The 18,691-nt window shown below is 35.2% G+C and carries 16 protein-coding genes; 9 read left to right on the top strand and 7 right to left on the bottom strand.

Features of this window, described 5'->3' with window-relative positions; translation table 11 throughout:
- Window positions 1–20 precede the first annotated feature (20 nt).
- A complete protein-coding gene (purU, locus tag E0H99_RS06155; protein WP_131992480.1) occupies window positions 21–875 on the top strand; it encodes a formyltetrahydrofolate deformylase in 855 nt (284 codons plus the stop codon).
- Window positions 876–989: 114 nt separating this feature from the next.
- Here the strand turns inward: purU and E0H99_RS06150 are convergent, their stop codons facing one another.
- Together E0H99_RS06150 and E0H99_RS06145 are read right to left on the bottom strand one after the other, a co-directional pair.
- On the bottom strand, window positions 990–1,646 hold the full coding sequence (locus E0H99_RS06150; protein WP_131992477.1) for a VOC family protein: 657 nt from the start codon (window positions 1,644–1,646) through the stop codon (window positions 990–992).
- Between the two features lie 320 nt (window positions 1,647–1,966).
- Window positions 1,967–2,752 carry an alpha/beta fold hydrolase gene (locus E0H99_RS06145; protein ID WP_131992474.1) on the bottom strand — a complete coding sequence of 262 codons (786 nt, stop codon included), beginning with the start codon at window positions 2,750–2,752 and terminating at the stop codon, window positions 1,967–1,969.
- Window positions 2,753–2,862: 110 nt separating this feature from the next.
- On the opposite strand from E0H99_RS06145, the gene E0H99_RS17175 reads away from it, so the two are divergent.
- Complete coding sequence (locus E0H99_RS17175) at window positions 2,863–3,012, top strand: hypothetical protein (RefSeq protein WP_165929466.1); 150 nt, start codon at window positions 2,863–2,865, stop codon at window positions 3,010–3,012.
- On the opposite strand, the gene E0H99_RS06140 is transcribed toward E0H99_RS17175, so the two are convergent.
- Together E0H99_RS06140 and pyrF are read right to left on the bottom strand one after the other, a co-directional pair.
- A complete protein-coding gene (locus E0H99_RS06140; protein WP_131992471.1) occupies window positions 3,007–3,807 on the bottom strand; it encodes an ABC transporter substrate-binding protein in 801 nt (266 codons plus the stop codon). The genes E0H99_RS17175 and E0H99_RS06140 overlap by 6 nt on opposite strands.
- 179 nt (window positions 3,808–3,986) lie before the next feature.
- Window positions 3,987–4,823, bottom strand: a complete 837-nt coding sequence (pyrF, locus tag E0H99_RS06135; protein ID WP_131992468.1) for an orotidine-5'-phosphate decarboxylase — start codon at window positions 4,821–4,823, stop codon at window positions 3,987–3,989.
- Window positions 4,824–5,108: 285 nt separating this feature from the next.
- Here pyrF and E0H99_RS06130 point away from each other — a divergent pair, with 285 nt between their 5' ends.
- Window positions 5,109–5,378, top strand: a complete 270-nt coding sequence (locus tag E0H99_RS06130; protein ID WP_131992465.1) for a hypothetical protein — start codon at window positions 5,109–5,111, stop codon at window positions 5,376–5,378.
- Between the two features lie 111 nt (window positions 5,379–5,489).
- Here E0H99_RS06130 and prfA read toward each other — a convergent pair whose 3' ends face one another.
- Entirely contained in the window at window positions 5,490–6,566 is a 1,077-nt protein-coding gene (gene prfA, locus E0H99_RS06125) for a peptide chain release factor 1 (RefSeq protein ID WP_131992462.1), read from the bottom strand.
- Window positions 6,567–7,110: 544 nt separating this feature from the next.
- Between prfA and E0H99_RS06120 the strand changes: the two genes are divergently transcribed.
- Entirely contained in the window at window positions 7,111–7,746 is a 636-nt protein-coding gene (locus E0H99_RS06120) for a DUF1801 domain-containing protein (RefSeq protein WP_131992459.1), read from the top strand.
- A 102-nt stretch (window positions 7,747–7,848) separates the two neighbouring features.
- Here the strand turns inward: E0H99_RS06120 and E0H99_RS17170 are convergent, their stop codons facing one another.
- Complete coding sequence (locus E0H99_RS17170; protein ID WP_165930198.1) at window positions 7,849–8,019, bottom strand: hypothetical protein; 171 nt, start codon at window positions 8,017–8,019, stop codon at window positions 7,849–7,851.
- 217 nt (window positions 8,020–8,236) lie between these two features.
- Window positions 8,237–9,076, bottom strand: coding sequence for a DUF4440 domain-containing protein (locus tag E0H99_RS06115; protein WP_131992456.1), 840 nt, complete (start codon window positions 9,074–9,076; stop codon window positions 8,237–8,239).
- Window positions 9,077–9,527: 451 nt separating this feature from the next.
- Here E0H99_RS06115 and E0H99_RS06110 point away from each other — a divergent pair, with 451 nt between their 5' ends.
- From E0H99_RS06110 to E0H99_RS06090, 5 genes are all read left to right on the top strand, one after another.
- A complete protein-coding gene (locus E0H99_RS06110; protein ID WP_131992453.1) occupies window positions 9,528–11,819 on the top strand; it encodes a DNA topoisomerase 3 in 2,292 nt (763 codons plus the stop codon).
- A 128-nt stretch (window positions 11,820–11,947) separates the two neighbouring features.
- Window positions 11,948–12,427, top strand: a complete 480-nt coding sequence (locus tag E0H99_RS06105; RefSeq protein WP_131992450.1) for a DUF6265 family protein — start codon at window positions 11,948–11,950, stop codon at window positions 12,425–12,427.
- A gap of 197 nt (window positions 12,428–12,624) precedes the next feature.
- Window positions 12,625–14,997 carry a TonB-dependent receptor gene (locus E0H99_RS06100; protein WP_131992447.1) on the top strand — a complete coding sequence of 791 codons (2,373 nt, stop codon included), beginning with the start codon at window positions 12,625–12,627 and terminating at the stop codon, window positions 14,995–14,997.
- A 60-nt stretch (window positions 14,998–15,057) separates the two neighbouring features.
- Entirely contained in the window at window positions 15,058–16,191 is a 1,134-nt protein-coding gene (locus E0H99_RS06095; RefSeq protein WP_131992444.1) for a PepSY-associated TM helix domain-containing protein, read from the top strand.
- Window positions 16,192–16,379: 188 nt separating this feature from the next.
- Window positions 16,380–18,587: a TonB-dependent siderophore receptor gene (locus E0H99_RS06090; protein WP_131992441.1), complete on the top strand. Its 2,208-nt coding sequence runs from the start codon at window positions 16,380–16,382 to the stop codon at window positions 18,585–18,587.
- Window positions 18,588–18,691 lie beyond the last annotated feature (104 nt).

Here is an 18,691-nt window from a genome sequence, read left to right as displayed (position 1 = left end):
AAATATGTAAACCATTAGAAATGCAAAAAATAACCATACTCATTCATTGTGAAGACCAAAAAGGAATCATTGCCGCAGTGACCAATTTTATATTAAAAATAGAAGGTAATATTGTTTATATTGACCAACATGTTGATGTAGAACAGAATGAGTTTTTTATGCGTTTAGAATGTGAATTGACCAATAAAGAAATAGGTTTAGCATCGATACAAAATGATTTTCATCAAACGATTGTCCAAGATTTCAATATGTCATGGGAGATTTACACTAAAGATCAAAAACCAAAAATGGCATTGTTTGTATCTAAATACGACCATTGTTTATTTGATATTTTGGGTCGTTACAGTGCTGGGGAATTGAATGTAGAAATTCCGCTGATTGTTAGCAATCACGAGGATTTAAGACCTATTGCAGAACGTTTTAATATTCCTTTTCACTGTATTCCTTTTACCAAAGAAAACAAAGCAGAAGGGGAACAACAGCAAATTGAATTGCTTAAAAAATACGGAATTGACTTTATTGTACTGGCACGCTACATGCAAATCATCACACCAAATTTGATTGCATTGTATGAAAATAAAATCATCAACATTCATCATTCCTTTTTACCGGCTTTCCCGGGAGCAAAACCGTATCATTCTGCTTTCAAAAGAGGCGTGAAAATCATTGGTGCCACCAGTCATTATGTTACGCAAGAGCTGGACGAAGGTCCAATTATTGAGCAGGACATTACCCGTGTTTCACATATTAATTCCATTGAGGATTTTATCATGAAAGGACGAGATCTGGAACGTATCGTTTTGGCAAGAGCCATAAAACTGCATTCGGAACGAAAAACAATGGTTTTCAGCAATAAAACAGTTGTGTTTTCTTAAAATCCTCTCCCCAACCCTCTCCAAAGGAGAGGGAGCCAAAACCCCACAGAATTAAAGAATATTCTCTATTATATAAAAATGCTCACTTTTGGCGAGCATTTTTTGATTACTTTTTTAACCTGAAACTTCAATTTCTTTAGTTATTCCATCACTATCAAATACTACTTTGGTATAGAATGATTTTGATTTTTTATGCGTTGGATACCAATCTCGATTTTCTTCAACAAGGATAAAAAGCCCCGTATCGTTGCCTAAAACAACGAATTTATTGAGTTTGGGTTGTTTTAAAAATACAGAAAGACCGTATTTATTAAACATTTCATCACTAAGTTGGGAAACATTTTTAGTGACAAAACCTATCTCGCTAACGGAAACAATTGATGAACCATCAAATGGTTTCTCAGAAGCATTATCCAAACTGAAACGGGCGATGAATTCCAAAATATTTCCATTATTGTCATAGAAATAAAAAGACTTGGCATTCCAATTATAAAAATCGGCGATTTTATCAGGCGGAATTACCTCCAAAATTTCTGTCTTCTTTTCTATCCAGGCAAAGGCTTCTAATAATTTATTATTGGGTATGTCAAAAGCAAAATGATATACCGGTTTTAAATTATTGGAAGACCGAAAAGTTAGTTTTGTGGAACCTGCGGCAAATGAAATAGTCGATTTATTTTTCGAAATAGTTTTTAACCCGATGACGTTGTTATAAAACAATTCCGTTTCATCGAGAGTATCTGTCAACAATTCCAATTCGAAAATATTCATTTTATTTAAATTCAAAGTGTTTTTATCTTTCTAACTAATCAACCTCAACTCCTAAACGCTTAGCAGCAAAATCATTATGAATATCAAAGATGGTCCTAATCTCGATCTATACCATAGTATCAGACGGCATCAAAATCCTTAAATAAATACTAAAGAATTAAAGTTAAAGAAACTTAACTTATGTACAACAAAGTAATAACAAAATCTTAACAGCAAAACACCTCCTTATGTGTGATCTTTGCATAGTAATAAACTGGTTATTTATTATTTTGGTTTTGGTTAGTTAAAGAATTGCCTGCATTTATAATGCAGGCATTTTTTTATTTAGCCGCATTTATAAAAGAAAGAACCGCATCGTTAAAAGCATTAGGTTGCTCCACATTTACTACATGTCCACATTTTTCTATTACAAAGAGTTTTGACGATTTATAATGATTTTCGACAACTTTCCTAACTGATGGCAAAAACATATAATCCTCTTCACCCATAACATAAAGCGTAGGAATATTCAATTCGACCTGACGGAACCACTTAAGAACCGGGTTTATTTCGGCAGTTAGTTTAAACCATTTGATAAACTCTTTTTGGTATAATTTCTTGGCCTCATTGATAAAAAGCACACGGGATTGTTTGTGACTTTTTTTAGGCATGATGACAAAAGCAAAAAACTTATATAAAACCAAATAAGGCAATACATATTTAAACATATTTCCCAATCGCATCAATACTTGAGAACGGAAATTCATTTTCAGGATAGCACCCCCAAGAATCATGCTTTGCACGCGTTCCGGATACATTTCAGCCAATTGTCTGATGAGTATGGTACCCAATGAAATACCAACAAAATGTGATTTTTTAATTTTTAGAAAATCTAAGACTTCCAGAATATCATTGGCCAAAGCCGAAAAAGTATATTTCTGTTTGAAAGCCGTTTTTAAAGTGGGTTTTGATTCCCCGTGACCCCGCAAATCTAACAACAATACATTATACTGTTTTTTAAAATCACGAATTTGTTTGAACCAAATAGAAGAACTTCCACCAGCACCATGGACAAAAGTTACCCACTGATCGCTGCTTTTATTTTCGTAAATGGTATAGTTAATCACGTTTTAATTTTTTTTGTAAAAATAGGACTTTAATTTTAAATCCCAATCTTAACAAAAAATAATGCTATTTTAAAGATTGTATACCGTAAATTTGCAAAAAAATTACACCCATGAAAGGATTATTGAAAGAGAAAAGTGAAATAGAAAAGCTTAAAAGAGAATACCAAATGTTCTCAGAACAAAATTTAAACATCGAAAAATCTACTGTTAAGTCTACCATGACAACAGAAGAATTAGTTTTAGAAGAATGTGAATTATAATTTTTGATGCATTTTTTTAAAATAGTCAAACGCTTTTAGCAACCTGCTTCCATACCAAGAAAACATTTCGCCATCTACAAACACCGTTTTGGCATGATGCGTGTGTCTTCCTATTTCGAAAGCATCTTCCTCTTTGAAAGGATACGGCTCAGAGGATAGAAAAACCAAATCCGGATCGCCTTCCAAGCGCATTTTTTTGAGTTCAATTTCCGGGTAGCGTCCTTTGGTATCATAAATATTCTGAAAATGGTTCAGCTTCAGTAATTCATTGATAAAATTATCCGAACCAGCGACCATAAAAGGGTTTTTCCAAATGAAATACGCTGCTTTTTTAACGGGTATATCTTTGACGAAGTATTTAAAATCGCTCAAGGCAAAAGCCAATTTGTCGTTCCATTTCTGGGCTTCGGTCCTGCAATTGAAGAGCTGACCAAAATCGGTAATCATTTGAAAATTGTCTTCAATCGTGATGATATTCGTTACCCAAACTGGACAAATTTTACGCAATTCTTCTACGATTTCTTGTGTATTTTCTTCTTTATTACAAATGATGATATCAGGTTGTAACAATCTGATTTTCTCAAAATGCACTTTTTTGGTACCGCCAACGATTTTCTTCGTTGATTTAAAATGATATGGATGCACACAGAATTTGGTAATTCCAACAATGTTGGCTTCCAAACCTAGATCATACAGTAATTCCGTTTGTGAAGGAACCAGTGAAATAATGCGTTTGGGAGAAGTTTCAAATGAATGGGAAATCCCGAGTTGATCGATTAATTTTTTTTGTTTCAAGTTTAAAGTTTAAAAGTTGACATTATTAAAGCATAAATTGACAGCTTTTTAACCATTAAGAAATTAAGAAAAGTTAAGATTTTAAAGTTTAACCTCGAAGCCCACAAAGTTTTCTACTCAAATCTAAACGCAAGCTTAATGAAACTTAATTTCTTAATGGTTTAAGAAAAAGTCCCTGTTTAAAATTCTTCCACTTTAAACCTTAAACTAATAATTTCTTCCATTTCCTGTTGCATCTTCAACGCTTCTTCTCTTGCTTTTTCAACAAAATCAGTTCCGTTTGAAGCATAAATAATCGCTCTGGAAGAATTAATCAGCAAGCCTACATTGGCATTCATACCGTATTTGCAAACTTCGGCTAAACTTCCGCCTTGTGCGCCCACTCCGGGAACAAGCAAGAAACTGTCAGGAACAATTTTACGGATTTCGGTAAAATATTCCGCTTTGGTAGCACCAACAACATACATTAGATTTTCGCTGTTTTTCCACGTTTTAGAAGTTTCTAATACGTGTTTGTACAATTCTTTTCCATCAACGTTTAAAGTCTGAAAATCGAATGCGCCTTCATTGGAAGTCAAAGCCAACATTATGGTATGTTTATTTTCGAAAGCTAAAAACGGCTCTACCGAATCTTTTCCCATATAAGGAGCAACAGTAACGCTGTCGAACTTTAAATCTTCGAGAAAAGCTTTGGCATACATCGAGGACGTGTTTCCAATATCACCACGTTTTGCATCCGCAATCGTGAAAATATCCGGATAATTTTCATTGATATAATTAATTGTTTTTTGCAAAGACATCCAACCTTTTATTCCGTAGGCTTCATAAAAAGCCGTATTGGGTTTGTAAGCTACTGCTAAATCATGGGTCGCATCAATTATCGCTTTATTAAACTCAAAAATAGGATCTTCCAGTTCTAATAAATGTTGCGGTATTTTATTCAAATCAACATCGAGTCCTACAGCTAGGAATGATTTCTTGATTTTGATTTGGTCAATAAGTTGTTGTGTAGTCATTGTTTAAATTGTGAGCTGCAAATTTATGAAAAAAACCCAAAAGCATTGTCCGTTTTATAACTTAAAAACCAATGAATACACTATGTTTTATTGTTTTTCCCTTTTTAGATCAGTATCGGAATAGATTAACGGGACAAAACTAAAGCATTCTTTTTAAACCTAAAGAAATTGATTTTCAAACCAATAAGATTCAATTATGTAAGAAAAATAAATTTATATAATAAACAAAATCCAAAAGTATGTTATCTTTACAGTAATAATCTAACAATGTAAAAACAAAAAAACATGAAAAACTTTATCTTATCAGCATCTTTACTTGCAACAACAATTTTGTTTGCAAACGCAAAAGAAAAAATTGATCAAAATCCAATTTCAAAACAACAAAAAATTGCAATTAGCAAAACAACTGATAAAACGGTATATTTCTGGGAAGTAAACACCCCAACTGGTTATGCAAGTGGTTATACACTTTCTGAAGCCAAAGCATTAAAAACTATAAAATTGATGGCTACAAATGATATAGTGATGTATAGAATTGTTGAAGCCTATAAATAGTTTTTAAAACTAAATACAGGCTTCAATAGCTTATTATTATTATAAAAAGACATTTCCCTTTTAAGGCTCCGAGGAACACAAAAAAGTGAAATTCATTTCACTTTTTTTTATTTAAAAAACTTCGCTGGCTTCTTTCAATTTTTCCATGTTGTTGACTAACGCTAGCTCGTCAACAATTTTCTGGATGTCACCATTCATGATATTTCCTAAATCATATAACGTCAAACCTACACGGTGATCCGTTACACGACCTTGTGCGTAATTGTAGGTACGGATTTTTGCAGAACGGTCACCAGAACTTACCTGAGAAGTACGTTTGGTAGCATCCTCGGCTTGTTTTTTGGCTAATTCCTGTTCGTATAAACGGGAACGCAAAACGCCAAATGCCTTATCTTTATTTTTATGTTGTGATTTTTGATCCTGACATTGCGCTACTAATCCTGTTGGAATGTGCGTCAAACGAACCGCTGATTTGGTTGTATTTACCGATTGTCCACCTGGTCCTGACGAACAGAAAAAATCCACACGTACATCATTCATATCAATCTGCACATCAAATTCTTCTGCTTCCGGCAATACCATAACAGTCGCTGCGGAGGTGTGAACACGTCCTTGCGTTTCTGTTTGCGGTACACGTTGCACACGGTGAACACCCGCTTCAAACTTCAAGGTTCCGTAAACATCTTCACCGGTAACTTCAAAAATTATCTCTTTGAAACCTCCAGAAGTTCCTTCATTCATATCCACAACCGAAGTTCTCCAACCACGGTTCTCACAATATTTCGTGTACATACGGAATAAATCCCCTGCAAAAATACTCGCTTCATCCCCACCCGTTCCGGCGCGAATCTCCACCATGACATTTTTAGCATCTTCGGGATCTTTAGGAATCAACATAAATTTGATTTCATCCTCTAATTCCGGTAATCTTTCTTTGGCCTCATCGAGTTGCATTTTGGCCATTTCGGTCATATCTGCATCACTGTTATCGGCTATTATTTCGTTTGCTTCTTCAATATTTGCCATCAAAAGCACGTATTCATCGCGCTTTTCGGCCAAAGCTTTTAAACTTTTGTACTCTTGATTCAATTGCACATAACGCTTCTGATCCGAGATCACATCCGGTTGAATGATTAAATCCGAGATCTCATCGAAACGTTGTTTTACTATTTGAAGTCTATCTAACATTTTCTTATTCCTTTATTTGGAGTGCAAAAATACGAAAAAAGTATTCAGTTTGCAAGGTTCCCAATTGAGATTGTCATTGCGAACAATGACTAACGAATTGTGTGGCAATCAGGAGCTGTTTCCTGCTATTCGCTGTATCTTTTTCTGGCAAAAAAACCAGAAAAAGGATACCGCTTCCATCAGAGCTAGGGCATTTGTAATAAAAAAGAACATTTATGGTTTTCCGTAAAATTCATGCAGCAAAAGGAGTTAGTTTTGAAAAGGTCTAAAAATTGTATCAGGAACCTACTTGATCTCTAATCCAAAAATAAATACAAGATCACCAAATTTCACACAACGATGAGCAAATAAAACAATAGAAAATACTAGATGTGATTGCTTCGTTCCTCGCAATGACTCATTCATAGTCGTTCATAATTCCACTCGCCCTAATTTGCATCGAGTACCAATTTTAATTTAGAGCGCCATCATAGCGTTTACCACGCGTTTTTTTTTTATACTTTTATAAAACCAAAACCTTCTTTATTTTTTAAAATCTAACACAATGAATCCCAAAGTTGATGACTTTATAAACAATGCCAAAAAATGGCAGCCCGAAATAGAGCAATTGCGACTATTGCTGCTCGCGTGCGGGCTAACCGAAGAATTAAAGTGGCGCACGCCATGTTATAGTTTTGAGGGAAACAATGTTGCACTTATAGGCTGTTTTAAAGAATACTGTGCGCTTAGCTTTTTTAAAGGAACTTTACTTCAAGACAGCAATGGAATTCTAAGCAAACCCGGAGAAAACAGTCAGGCAATACGTTTTTTTAAGTTTACCAATCTGGCAGAAATCATAGAACAGAAATCTATAATCAAAGCCTATATTTATGAAGCCATTGAAATTGAAAAAGCAGGCTTGAAAGTGAATTTCAAAAGCAATACCGAACTTGAATTGGTGGCAGAATTACAAAATACCTTAGCCAAAAACCCCAACTTAAAAACTGCTTTTCAAGCCTTAACCCCAGGCCGACAACGTGCTTACAATCTCTATTTTTCGGCTCCTAAACAATCCAAAACCCGCGAGACCCGAATTGAGAAATACACTCCGCGTATTCTTAACGGAAAAGGAATCAACGATTGCACCTGCGGTTTGTCTAAAAAAATGCCAAGCTGTGACGGCTCACACAAATACATTTGAGCAGAAAATAAATAACAATCTAGCCGAATATTTTGCTTTAGGTAGTACTGAGTGCAATGGTTATTTTCTATTTAATAGTCTGATTTTCATTTATTTATAGATTTAAGATTCTCCCACAAGGGCTTTTACAGACCTTGTAGGATTATAAACAACAATAAAAATCAGTGCTGTAACATTCGAAATCTGGTTGTCATGCAAATAAAACAGATCGATAGTCCTGATGGAAGTGGCATCCTTGTAACGCAACGAAACTATATGTGGAAAATTAGACATTGATACCATTTCTACTTCAGAAAATTTTCGTTTGTTATGTTTTAGAATTCACATTAGTTATTGAAAAACTTATAAATGAAACAATCGGCATTATACGCAACATAGGTTGGTAAAATTCGAAATTCTTAGGTTTTTATTCCGCTTTATCACTCAATCAAAAGGTATTTATTATACAAGATTTAAAGTTTTAAACATCGTATTTTATTGTTGTTCGGGACTATTGTCCGAGTAATTTTGTGAATGAAAGTGAGCCTAAACTCCATTTGCCATTTTGCTCTATATAAACCTCTGTAACCACAAAAGGATTAACCACCTCATTACCGCCAACAACTGCTGTGAGTCGGATTTTATTTAAAAGGATGGCAGTATTGCCTATAAACTGCACCGAAGTTTCCTGTATATCCGCTTGCTTGTATTGAATTGCTCCGCTTTTGATGACATTGAGTTCCTGTTCTTTAGTCATGTTTCCGCCCATATGAATAAAGACCGCTTTTTCATTAAAAAGGGCTTCAAGGGAATCAACATTGCGTTCTGACATCCAGCGCCACTTATCTCTGGAGAGGTTAATAATTTCTTGTTCCCTATTTGCACTATTCATTGCAAGTGTTTTTATGCTATTGTATTCTTTATCCGTTACTCTTTCTAACCATATTGTTTTACCTTTCTGGGCGGGAGTAACTCCAATATAAGCAAAACTACTTTCAGGAGTGGCACCATGCCAATGAGTAATACCTGGCAGGCATTTAATTACATCCCCTTTATTAACTACTCGGATGGGGCTGTGTTTTTCTTGGTAATACCCGGTGCCTTCTGTAATAAGCAGAATTTGTCCCCCGGGATGAATATGCCAATCTAATTTTGCACCAGCAGCAAAGGTTGCCACAGCTAAGCTGTAATCAAAGTTCGCATCAGGTGCGTTTAATTCATGGAGCCATACAGTTCCTGTGTGATTGTTAACCGTTGCTATTTCTCCTTTTGGAAACAGAGAAGTATCCTGTGCTCCGGCCTTTGTAAACAAAGTTACAGCTATTAAAATAATGTAAAACAGGTGTTTCATATTTTTTTTTATTGATTGTTTTTGTTCGATTCTTAATTGAGTTAAAACTAAAGTAGGTTATTCCAGCAAAATTTACACAGACAAATAACCACCTTATTGTTGGCGCTAACCAAAGAAAAATATAATCAATTACAAAACCTAATAAAAATAATAACAAAACAGGTCTTCACTCATTTATCGCTCAAATTAGGAACCATTGGGACACAAAGAAATTGCTTGCACAAGTAAAAATCAGCAAACCATCCCCGATCCTTCGGATATCCACAATCGCTTCCCTAGTTTTGTAAACTTTACCTACAGCAATAAGCAAAAAAACAATTGAGAAACTGGATGAGATTACGCGTTCCTCTCAATTATCTGCTAGTGAATGCCCGTTCATAACTCTTACAGATTTCTTTTTAATACCAATTTCTAAATTCCTAATTTGCGCACTCAAAATCAGTAAGAGAAAATGAAGGTCTGTATTGCCGAAAAACCAAGTGTAGCACGCGAAATCGCATCCGTTTTAGGGGCCAATACCAAACACGACGGGTATTACGAAGGTAATGGCTATGCCGTAACCTATACCTTTGGGCATTTATGCACCTTGAAAGAACCGAACGATTACAAACCCCACTGGAAAAGTTGGGATTTGAACAACCTGCCCATGCTTCCCGATAAATTTGAAACCAAAGTGGTGGAGAATTCGGGTATTCAAAAGCAATTCAAAATCATAAAAAGCCTGTTCGATAAAGCCGAGTTGGTCATCAACTGCGGGGATGCCGGGCAAGAAGGAGAACTCATTCAGCGCTGGGTCATGAATGAAGCCCAGTACAAAGGCGAGGTAAAACGCTTATGGATTTCATCCCTGACCACCGAAGCCATCAAAGAAGGTTTTGAAAACTTAAAACCATCCGTCAACTACGATAATTTATACTACGCAGGATTTTCCAGAGCCATTGGCGACTGGTTACTCGGTATGAATGCCACCCGTTTGTACACCGTAAAACATGGCGGTTACAAACAAGTATTGTCTATTGGAAGGGTGCAAACCCCAACCTTAGCCATGGTTGTGGACCGATTCAAGGAAATTGAGAATTTCAAACCGCAACCGTATTGGGAGTTGCAAACCATGTACAGAGAAACGCTTTTCAGCTATGAAGAAGGACGCTTTTTAAAAAAAGAAGATGGCGAAATTTTGGCTAATAAAGTCCAAAAAAGTGATTTTGAAATTGTTTCTGTCGAAAAAAAGAATGGCAATGAGTTTGCGCCTAAGCTGTTTGATTTAACAGGCTTGCAAGTATATTGCAATACAAAGTTTGGATTTTCGGCAGATGAAACGCTTAAAATTGTCCAGACTTTGTACGAGCAAAAAGTAGTTACTTACCCGAGAGTCGATACCACCTTTTTACCCAACGACATTTATCCAAAAGTACCCGGCATCCTGCAAAACTTGACTAATTATGCCATGTTGACGCAACCACTTTTAGAAAAAAAGATTAAAAAATCGGCTAAAGTTTTCAACGATAAAAAAGTAACAGATCACCATGCGATTATTCCAACGGGCATACAATCCAATTTGCAATACAATCAGCAACAAGTGTATGATATTATTGTCAAGCGTTTTATTGCGGTGTTTTATGACGATTGTTTGGTAGCCAATACAACAGTGATCGGAAAAGCGGCCGATGTAGCTTTCAAAACCACGGGGAAAGAAATCTTAAAAAAAGGATTTCGTGTAGTTTTTGAAGACCCGAACGCTAAAGAAAAAGAAGCCGATATATTACCGAGTTTTGTTGTGGGAGAAAAAGGGCCGCACGAACCCTCGTTTTTAGAAAAGGAAACCAAGCCACCCAATCAGTTTACCGAGGCAACTTTATTGCGTGCCATGGAAACCGCTGGTAAGCAAGTCGATGATGAAGATTTACGCGAATTGATGAAAGAAAATGGTATTGGGCGTCCGTCAACACGAGCCAATATTATTGAAACGCTGTTTAAACGCCAATACATTGTTCGGAATAAAAAACAGGTATTGCCAACACCAACGGGAATTCAATTGATTGACACTATTCAAAATGAATTGGTAAAGTCGGCGGAACTTACGGGTTCTTGGGAAAAGCAGTTGAAAGATATTGAAAAAGGAACCTTTACCGCCGCTGCGTTTATTAACAATATGAAACGCATGGTAGAATCCTTGGTGTACGAAGTACGAAGTGAAACCAGACGTGCCAATATTTCGCATGCAGGAAATATTCAAAAACAAGACATTATTGTTGAGAAAAAAAAAGCGGCAGGAATTTTGGCGGAAGCCTGTCCTAAATGTAAAAAAGCAACGCTCATCAAAGGAAAATCGGCATATGGCTGTTCCGATTATAAAGCAGGTTGCACTTTTCTATTGCCCTATACTTTTGCGGATAAAAAAATATCGGAGAACCAATATTTGCGATTGCTTCAAAAAGGATCTACCGTAAATTTAAAAGACTTTAAAACCGATGCCGGCACTGTGGAAGGTTTGCTTCGCTTTGATGAAAATTTCAAACTTGTATTAGAGCCTAAGAAAACGGAGGCGAAGGCCATTCCAGACGAATTAGCCTGTCCGAAATGTCAAAAAGGAACAGTTCTTAAAGGAAAAACCGCTTATGGTTGCAGCAACTATAAATCAGGCTGTGATTTCAAAGTCACTTTTGATGTGGTTAGAGCGAAATTAAAAGATCAAAAACCCACTAAAGAACTGGTTTATTCTATTTTGAACGAAAGTCTTTAAATAATTGCTGATTTTTGATTTCAGATTTTTGATTTCAAATGTGATAAACTCCGTAAAATCAAAAATCTTTCTATTCTATTTTTTTTCATACTTTAGCTTATTCAAATTAACACCAAAAATTAACACCAATGTTTCAAAAAACCACTCTTTTACTGCTTTTGTTAGCAATTGTTTCTTGCAAAAATTCTGATTCAAACAAAAACGAAAAAATCAAAGCAACAAGTTGGCTTTTGGGTAATTGGGAAAACAAATCAGCTGATGGCAATCTAACGGAAAATTGGAAAAAAGTAAACGACAGTACTTTTGAAGCACAATCTTATTATATTAAAGAGAAAGATACTTTGCATTTTGAATCTATTATTTTGCAACAAAAAGGAGAAGAACTGACTTATACTGCAACAGTAAAAGGACAAAATAACGATAAACCAGTAGCTTTCAAATTGACAGCTGCAACCGATAAACAAGTAGCATTTGAAAATTTGAAACACGACTATCCTCAAAAAATCAGTTATATCCAAATTACTCCAGACAGTTTAGTCGCTAAAATTTCAGGAATCCAACAAGGAAAACCAAGCTCCGAACAGTTTTCGATGAAAAAAATCAAGTAAAAGTTTAATATTTTATACTCAAATTAAAACCTTGCTCTAGAAAAGCAAGGTTTTTTTATACCTAAAAATATGGAAATCATCTTATTAAAATATTATTTTTAATTAGTCTAAATAATATTTGTTAAATAAAAATTAAATTTTATTTTTGCTTATTCTTATTTGTTCTAAATAAGCTTTAACTCATTTAATTTTTAATCATGAACTATTTAAAACAACGAATCCCTAAATTTATTTTTCTCGTATGCCTAGTACTACTTTCTATAACCACCGCTTTTGCCCAAAACTCCGGTAGCATAAAAGGGGTTATTTTGACTAGTGACAACAAACCCGCCGAAGGAGTTTCAGTTTCTATAAAAGGAGCTAACAAAAATACTATTGCGGATAACAATGGAATTTTTATACTAAAAAACATACCAGAAGGAGTTCATATCCTAAAAGTTACTTTAGTTGGGTATAATGACCTGGAGCAAGAAGTAAAAATTACTACTGGAGAAACTACTGCCGTAGCACTAAAACTTACTTTATCAAACAATGAACTCAATCAAGTGGTGGTTTTGAGTAACAAAAGTGCTTTCAAAACGAATCGTGTTTCATCTACGCTTCGATTACAATCTCCTATTATAGAAATCCCACAAAACATTCAGGTCATAACTGGAAAACTTATTCAAGACCAACAAATTTTTAATATGCTGGAAGGTGTGACCCGCAATGTGAGTGGCGCTACAAGAGTGGAACATTGGGATAATTATGCCAATATAACTATGAGAGGCAGTCAAGTAGCCGCTTTTAGAAACGGAATGAATGTAAGCTCAAGTTGGGGACCACTTACGGAGGACATGAGTATGGTAGAACGGATCGAATTTGTAAAAGGTCCTGCAGGATTTATGCTCGCAAACGGTAACCCGAGCGGTTTTTATAATGTAGTTACCAAAAAACCTAGCGGACGTACCAAAGGCGAAGCGAGTTTAACGCTGGGAAGTTTTGATATGTATAGAGGAACATTAGATTTTGATGGGAAATTGACCAAAAACGGAAAACTATTGTACCGCATTAATATAATGGGCGAAAAGAAAAACAGTTACCGTGATTTTGATTTTAATGACCGCTACACATTTGCTCCTGTGCTTAAATATTTGGCAACCGATAAAACAGCAATAACACTGGAATACACGCAACAATTCTCTAAAGTAAATGCCGTTGGGAGTAACTATGCTTTTTCTAAAAAAGGGTACGCTGATTTGCCAAGAAACTTTACCACTTCAGAATCAAATTTAGACCCGACAAAAATGACAGAAAGAAATATTCTTGCCATTTTAGACCAGAAAATAAGTGATAACTGGAAATTAACGGCTCAAACATCCTATCTTAATTACCAACAGGAAGGAATGTCATTATGGCCTGCCGGCTTTGACCCAAACAATGATGCAATTCTTAAACGTGCTGGTGGAAATTGGGATATTTTAGGAAAAATATATGTTGGACAAGCTTTTGTAAATGGTGAAGCTAAAACAGGATCCGTAACCCACAAAATACTATCGGGATTGGATTTAAGTGATAAAACATTTTTTCACGACTGGTCACAATCCTTTACAATGCCCGATTTAGACATTTACAATCCGGTACACGGAACACTAGCCGCCTCTCCTACTTTTGACAGAAGTAAAAGTCTGGAAGATAGAGGTGTGAAATACCAAAACAGTTACAAAGCGCTATATGTGCAGGACGAATTGGGTTTCTTTGACAATAAACTTCGATTAACATTGGCAGGAAGATACACTGTACTTAAAGCGTATAATGTTTACTCTGGGGGGACCAAAAACGAAAAATTTACACCAAGAGTAGGTTTGAGTTATTCTATTGATAAAAACACGGCCGCTTATTTTGTGAACGATCAATCTTTTAATGAAAATTATGGCGCGGACTGGCAAGGAAAATCCTTCAAGCCTGAAACTGGAGGAAATATAGAATTCGGTTTAAAAAGAGACTGGTTAAACGGAAAATGGAATTCAGTTGTTTCCGTTTACCAAATAACCAAAAACAATGTGCTAACATTAGATCCTGAACATTCCAATTCTACCAACCAATTCAGTAGAGAAAGTGGACAACAAAAAACAAAAGGTTTTGAAGTAGATATTCGAGGTGAAATTTTCAAAAACTTAGATCTTATTGTAAACTACGCCTTTACAGAAGGAAAAACAACCAAAGACACTGATCAATCTCTAGTGGGAACTCAAGTAGCGGGAACTACACGACACATACAAAATGCTTGGCTGAACTATAAAATAGATAGAGGAACACTCAATGGTGTTGGCTTTTCATTAGGATACCAATACCAAGTAAAGAGAGCTCCTTGGTTTATTTCACCTGATAATACAGGAATGCTTCCAGACTATTTCCGATTGGACGGAGGTGTTACTTACCAAAAAAACAAAATATCAGTCAACCTTGTTGTCAATAATATCTTGAATAAATACTTGTATTCTGGAGGATATTATAGCTATAATACCATGTATTACTGGCAAACAGAAGCCGGAACCAACATGCGCTTATCTGTTGGGTATAAATTTTAGAGTTAGTTAGTTTTGTTTCACTAAACTCCTCATTTAGGTGAGGAGTTTTATTCTTTTTAAATGAAAAATAATAATTTCAAAAAACTGATAGGAAAAGTACACCTATGGTTGGGTTTATCATCAGGCATAATAGTTTTTATAATTGCCATAACGGGTTGTTTGTATGCTTTTCAGGAAGAAATACAAAACAGCACTGAAGAATATCGTTTTGTAAAAGAACAGGAAGATGCTTTTTTACCTCCTTCGAAATTAGCAGCAATTGCTAAAAAAGAGCTTCCAAATAAACTACTCCATGCTGTAAAATACAACGAAAAAAATAATGCCGTAGAAGCTGAATTTTATCATTATGAACCCACGTATTACTATACGATCTTTATAAATCCTTATACAGGAAAAGTTTTGAAAACGATAAACAATGAGGAAGGGCTCTTTCCTTTTATACTAGACGGACATTTCAACTTATGGCTTCCCCATGAAATTGGTCAAGTCGTAGTTTCCATAGCCACTTTAATTTTTCTTGTATTATTAGTCTCGGGATTGATTCTTTGGTATCCCAAAAATAAAAATGCGGCAAAACAGCGCTTTTGGTTCAAATGGAAAAATGGCACGAAGTGGAAAAGAAAAAATTACGATTTACATAATATTACCGGTTTTTATGTGCTTATAATTGGAATTATTTTTGCCGTTACGGGTTTGGTATGGGGATTTCAATGGTTTGCGTATTCCTATTATAAAGTGTCCGGTGGTGAAAAATCACTGCTATATGAAGAACCGCTTTCGAAAATAAACACAACAACTAATGCAATCGCAAACCCATTGGATAAAATCTGGCATAAAATGCAAAAAGAATATCCTCAAGCGGAATCCATAGAAATACATCCGCCAGAAACAGTTGCTTCACCAATAGCCGCCAATGCTAATTTAGACAAAGGAACCTATTGGGAAATTGACTACCGGTATTTTGATCAATACAGTTTAAAAGAAATCAATGTTTCTCATATATGGGGCAGAAAAAAAGATGCTGATATTGCTGATAACCTCATGAAAATGAATTACGATATTCACACGGGGGCCATATTAGGATTACCGGGGAAAATATTCGCCTTCCTGACCAGTTTACTTATTGCAAGTCTCCCTTTATCAGGATTCTATATTTGGTGGGGACGAAATAGAAAATCGACCTCAAAATTTTAACATATTTACCTTAAAGAAAACCTTGCTCTAAATAAGCAAGGTTTTTTTATGGAGTTAAAATACTGTATTTCAACTCCATAAAAAATAATTTTAAATTACTATTCATATTTAATCTAAATAAGTTTTGTTAAATCAAAATTGGATTCTATATTTGCATCGTTATTTTTAATTATTCCAAATAAACAATCATGAAATATATTTTACCGCTTTCGTTAACCTTTTTATATAGTCTGGCTGGCTTTGCACAAACAGCAGCAAATGATACAGAAAACACAAACGCTATTGAAGCTTTCGACACTGTTTCTGACACCATAAAAAATAAAAAAGGAGGGACTCTTAAAGAAGTAATCATTACTTCTAATCATCAAAAAGCACCCGTATCTGCCTTACGTTCTGGTTTGAAACCGATGGACACTCCGCAAAGCATACAAGTGATTGGAAGCGAGACTATTGGACAACAACAAGCAATCAGACTAAGCGATGTCATAAAAAATGTAAATGGTGTTTACGTTAGTTCAGCACGTGGTGGAGCTCAAGAATCTTTCTTCTCAAGAGGATACGACATGTCTGCCAATAATATGTTTAAAAATGGATTTCGTTTTAGCAGTGGTTCTATCCCAGAAGTTTCTTCTTTAGAAAAAGTAGAAGTATTAAAAGGTAGTGCCGCTTTATTATTCGGAAATGTAGCGCCTGGCGGAATATTGAATATGGTGACAAAATCACCCTCTTTCACAAAAGGAGGAGAAGTATCCATGCAAATGGGAAGTTATTCTTTTTACAAACCATCAATTGACATTTACGGTCCATTGAATGATATTATCGCTTACCGATTTACAGGTTCTTATGAAAACTCGGAAAGCTTCAGAGATAACGTAACAAAAGAGCGTTACTATATTAATCCCTCTTTTCTTTTCAAAGTAAGCAAAAAAACAGAAATTACATTACAAGGAGATTACTTGCACGATGACTGGACTCCTGATTTTGGAACTGGAATCATTGGAAAAGAAATTGTAGACCTTCCCCGAAGCACCTATTTAGGCGCAACTTGGTCAAATGGTCAAACAAAACAAGCTACTGTTTCTGCATCAGTAAAACATGATTTGAACACCAATTGGAAACTAAATTTCAATACTTCTTTTCAAGATTACAACAGAACTTCAAAAGGAACGGAACGTATTCAGCCTGCAGCAAACGGCGACTGGAGTAGACCATTAGGACAAAATAAAAACCTAGAGCAAATAATCGGTGAGCAACTTAGTTTACAAGGGAATTTTTCAACAGGAAAAGTAAAACACCAATTATTCACAGGTGTTGATATGGAAAACTCATTTACACAAGCTTATACTTTTGCATTTGGCACGCCAACTTATGGTAGCGGTAACATTTTTGATTTTGACAATTTTAATCAAGGAGGAGCTATCCCAAATGCTAATGCTACCAAAATAGTAAAAACGGACACGAATCGTTTTGGAATCTATGCACAAGATTTAATTTCGATTACCGAAAAATTTAAAGTTTTGGCAGGAATTCGTTGGTCTTGGCAAGAAGCAGAAGTGGGCACATACGACTTACTTAAAAATACAGTTACAGAAGCTCCAAAACGTAAAGATGAAGCTTTTACTCCAAAACTAGGACTTGTATTCCAACCAACCAAAGACATGTCGTTGTTTGCCAGCTACTCAAACTCATTTACACCAAATACTGGAACAACAGTTGACTTAAAAGCAATTGAACCTTCTATTATTGACCAATACGAAGCGGGTGTTAAAAAAGATTTTTGGAGAGGAGTTTTAAGTACAAATGTTACGGTATACCAAATTACAAATAGTAATTTAGCGCAAACAGCGGAATTTAAAGCCGATGGTTCAAGTAATACAGATAGTTCAATAAAGGTTTTAAGTGGTGAAACAACCAGCAAAGGGATAGAATTAGACATCACTGCAAAACCTACTGAAGGGTTAAACATTATAGCCGGTTACAGTTATAATGATATGCGTTATACCAAAACTTCAGGATTAAAAGGAAGCTTCATTGAAGGGGATCGTGTAGCAAGAACACCATCTAATACAGCTAATTTAAGCTTTTTCTATACTTTGCCAACCGGAGCATTAAAAGGAGTATCTTTTGGAGCAATAGGAAACTACATAGGTAAAAGAGTTGGTGGTTGGAACAGCCAATATGATAGTACTAAACCTGGTGGAATTTGGGACAGAGAAATTCCTTTAGAAGGGTACACAACAATTGATGTTTCTGCAGGTTACAATTGGAAACAATTTTCAATCTTATGTAGATTATCAAATATTACAAATGAGTTAAATTATACCGTTCATGAAAATTACAGTGTAAACCCAATCGCTCCGCGTATGGTTATGACATCATTAAAATACAAGTTCTAAAACAAGCAAAACAAACAGATTCAAAAACTTTTTTCTGACTGAATCAGTTATCGAAAAACAGAAAAAAGTTTTTGATTTTTTATACCAGAATAGATTATTTTTGC

The sequence above is a fragment of the Flavobacterium sp. GT3P67 genome, assembly GCF_004349155.1.
Classification (GTDB): domain Bacteria; phylum Bacteroidota; class Bacteroidia; order Flavobacteriales; family Flavobacteriaceae; genus Flavobacterium; species Flavobacterium ranwuense.
Note: the sequence above shows the minus strand (reverse complement) of the source record. Positions and strands in the feature narration are given on the sequence as shown.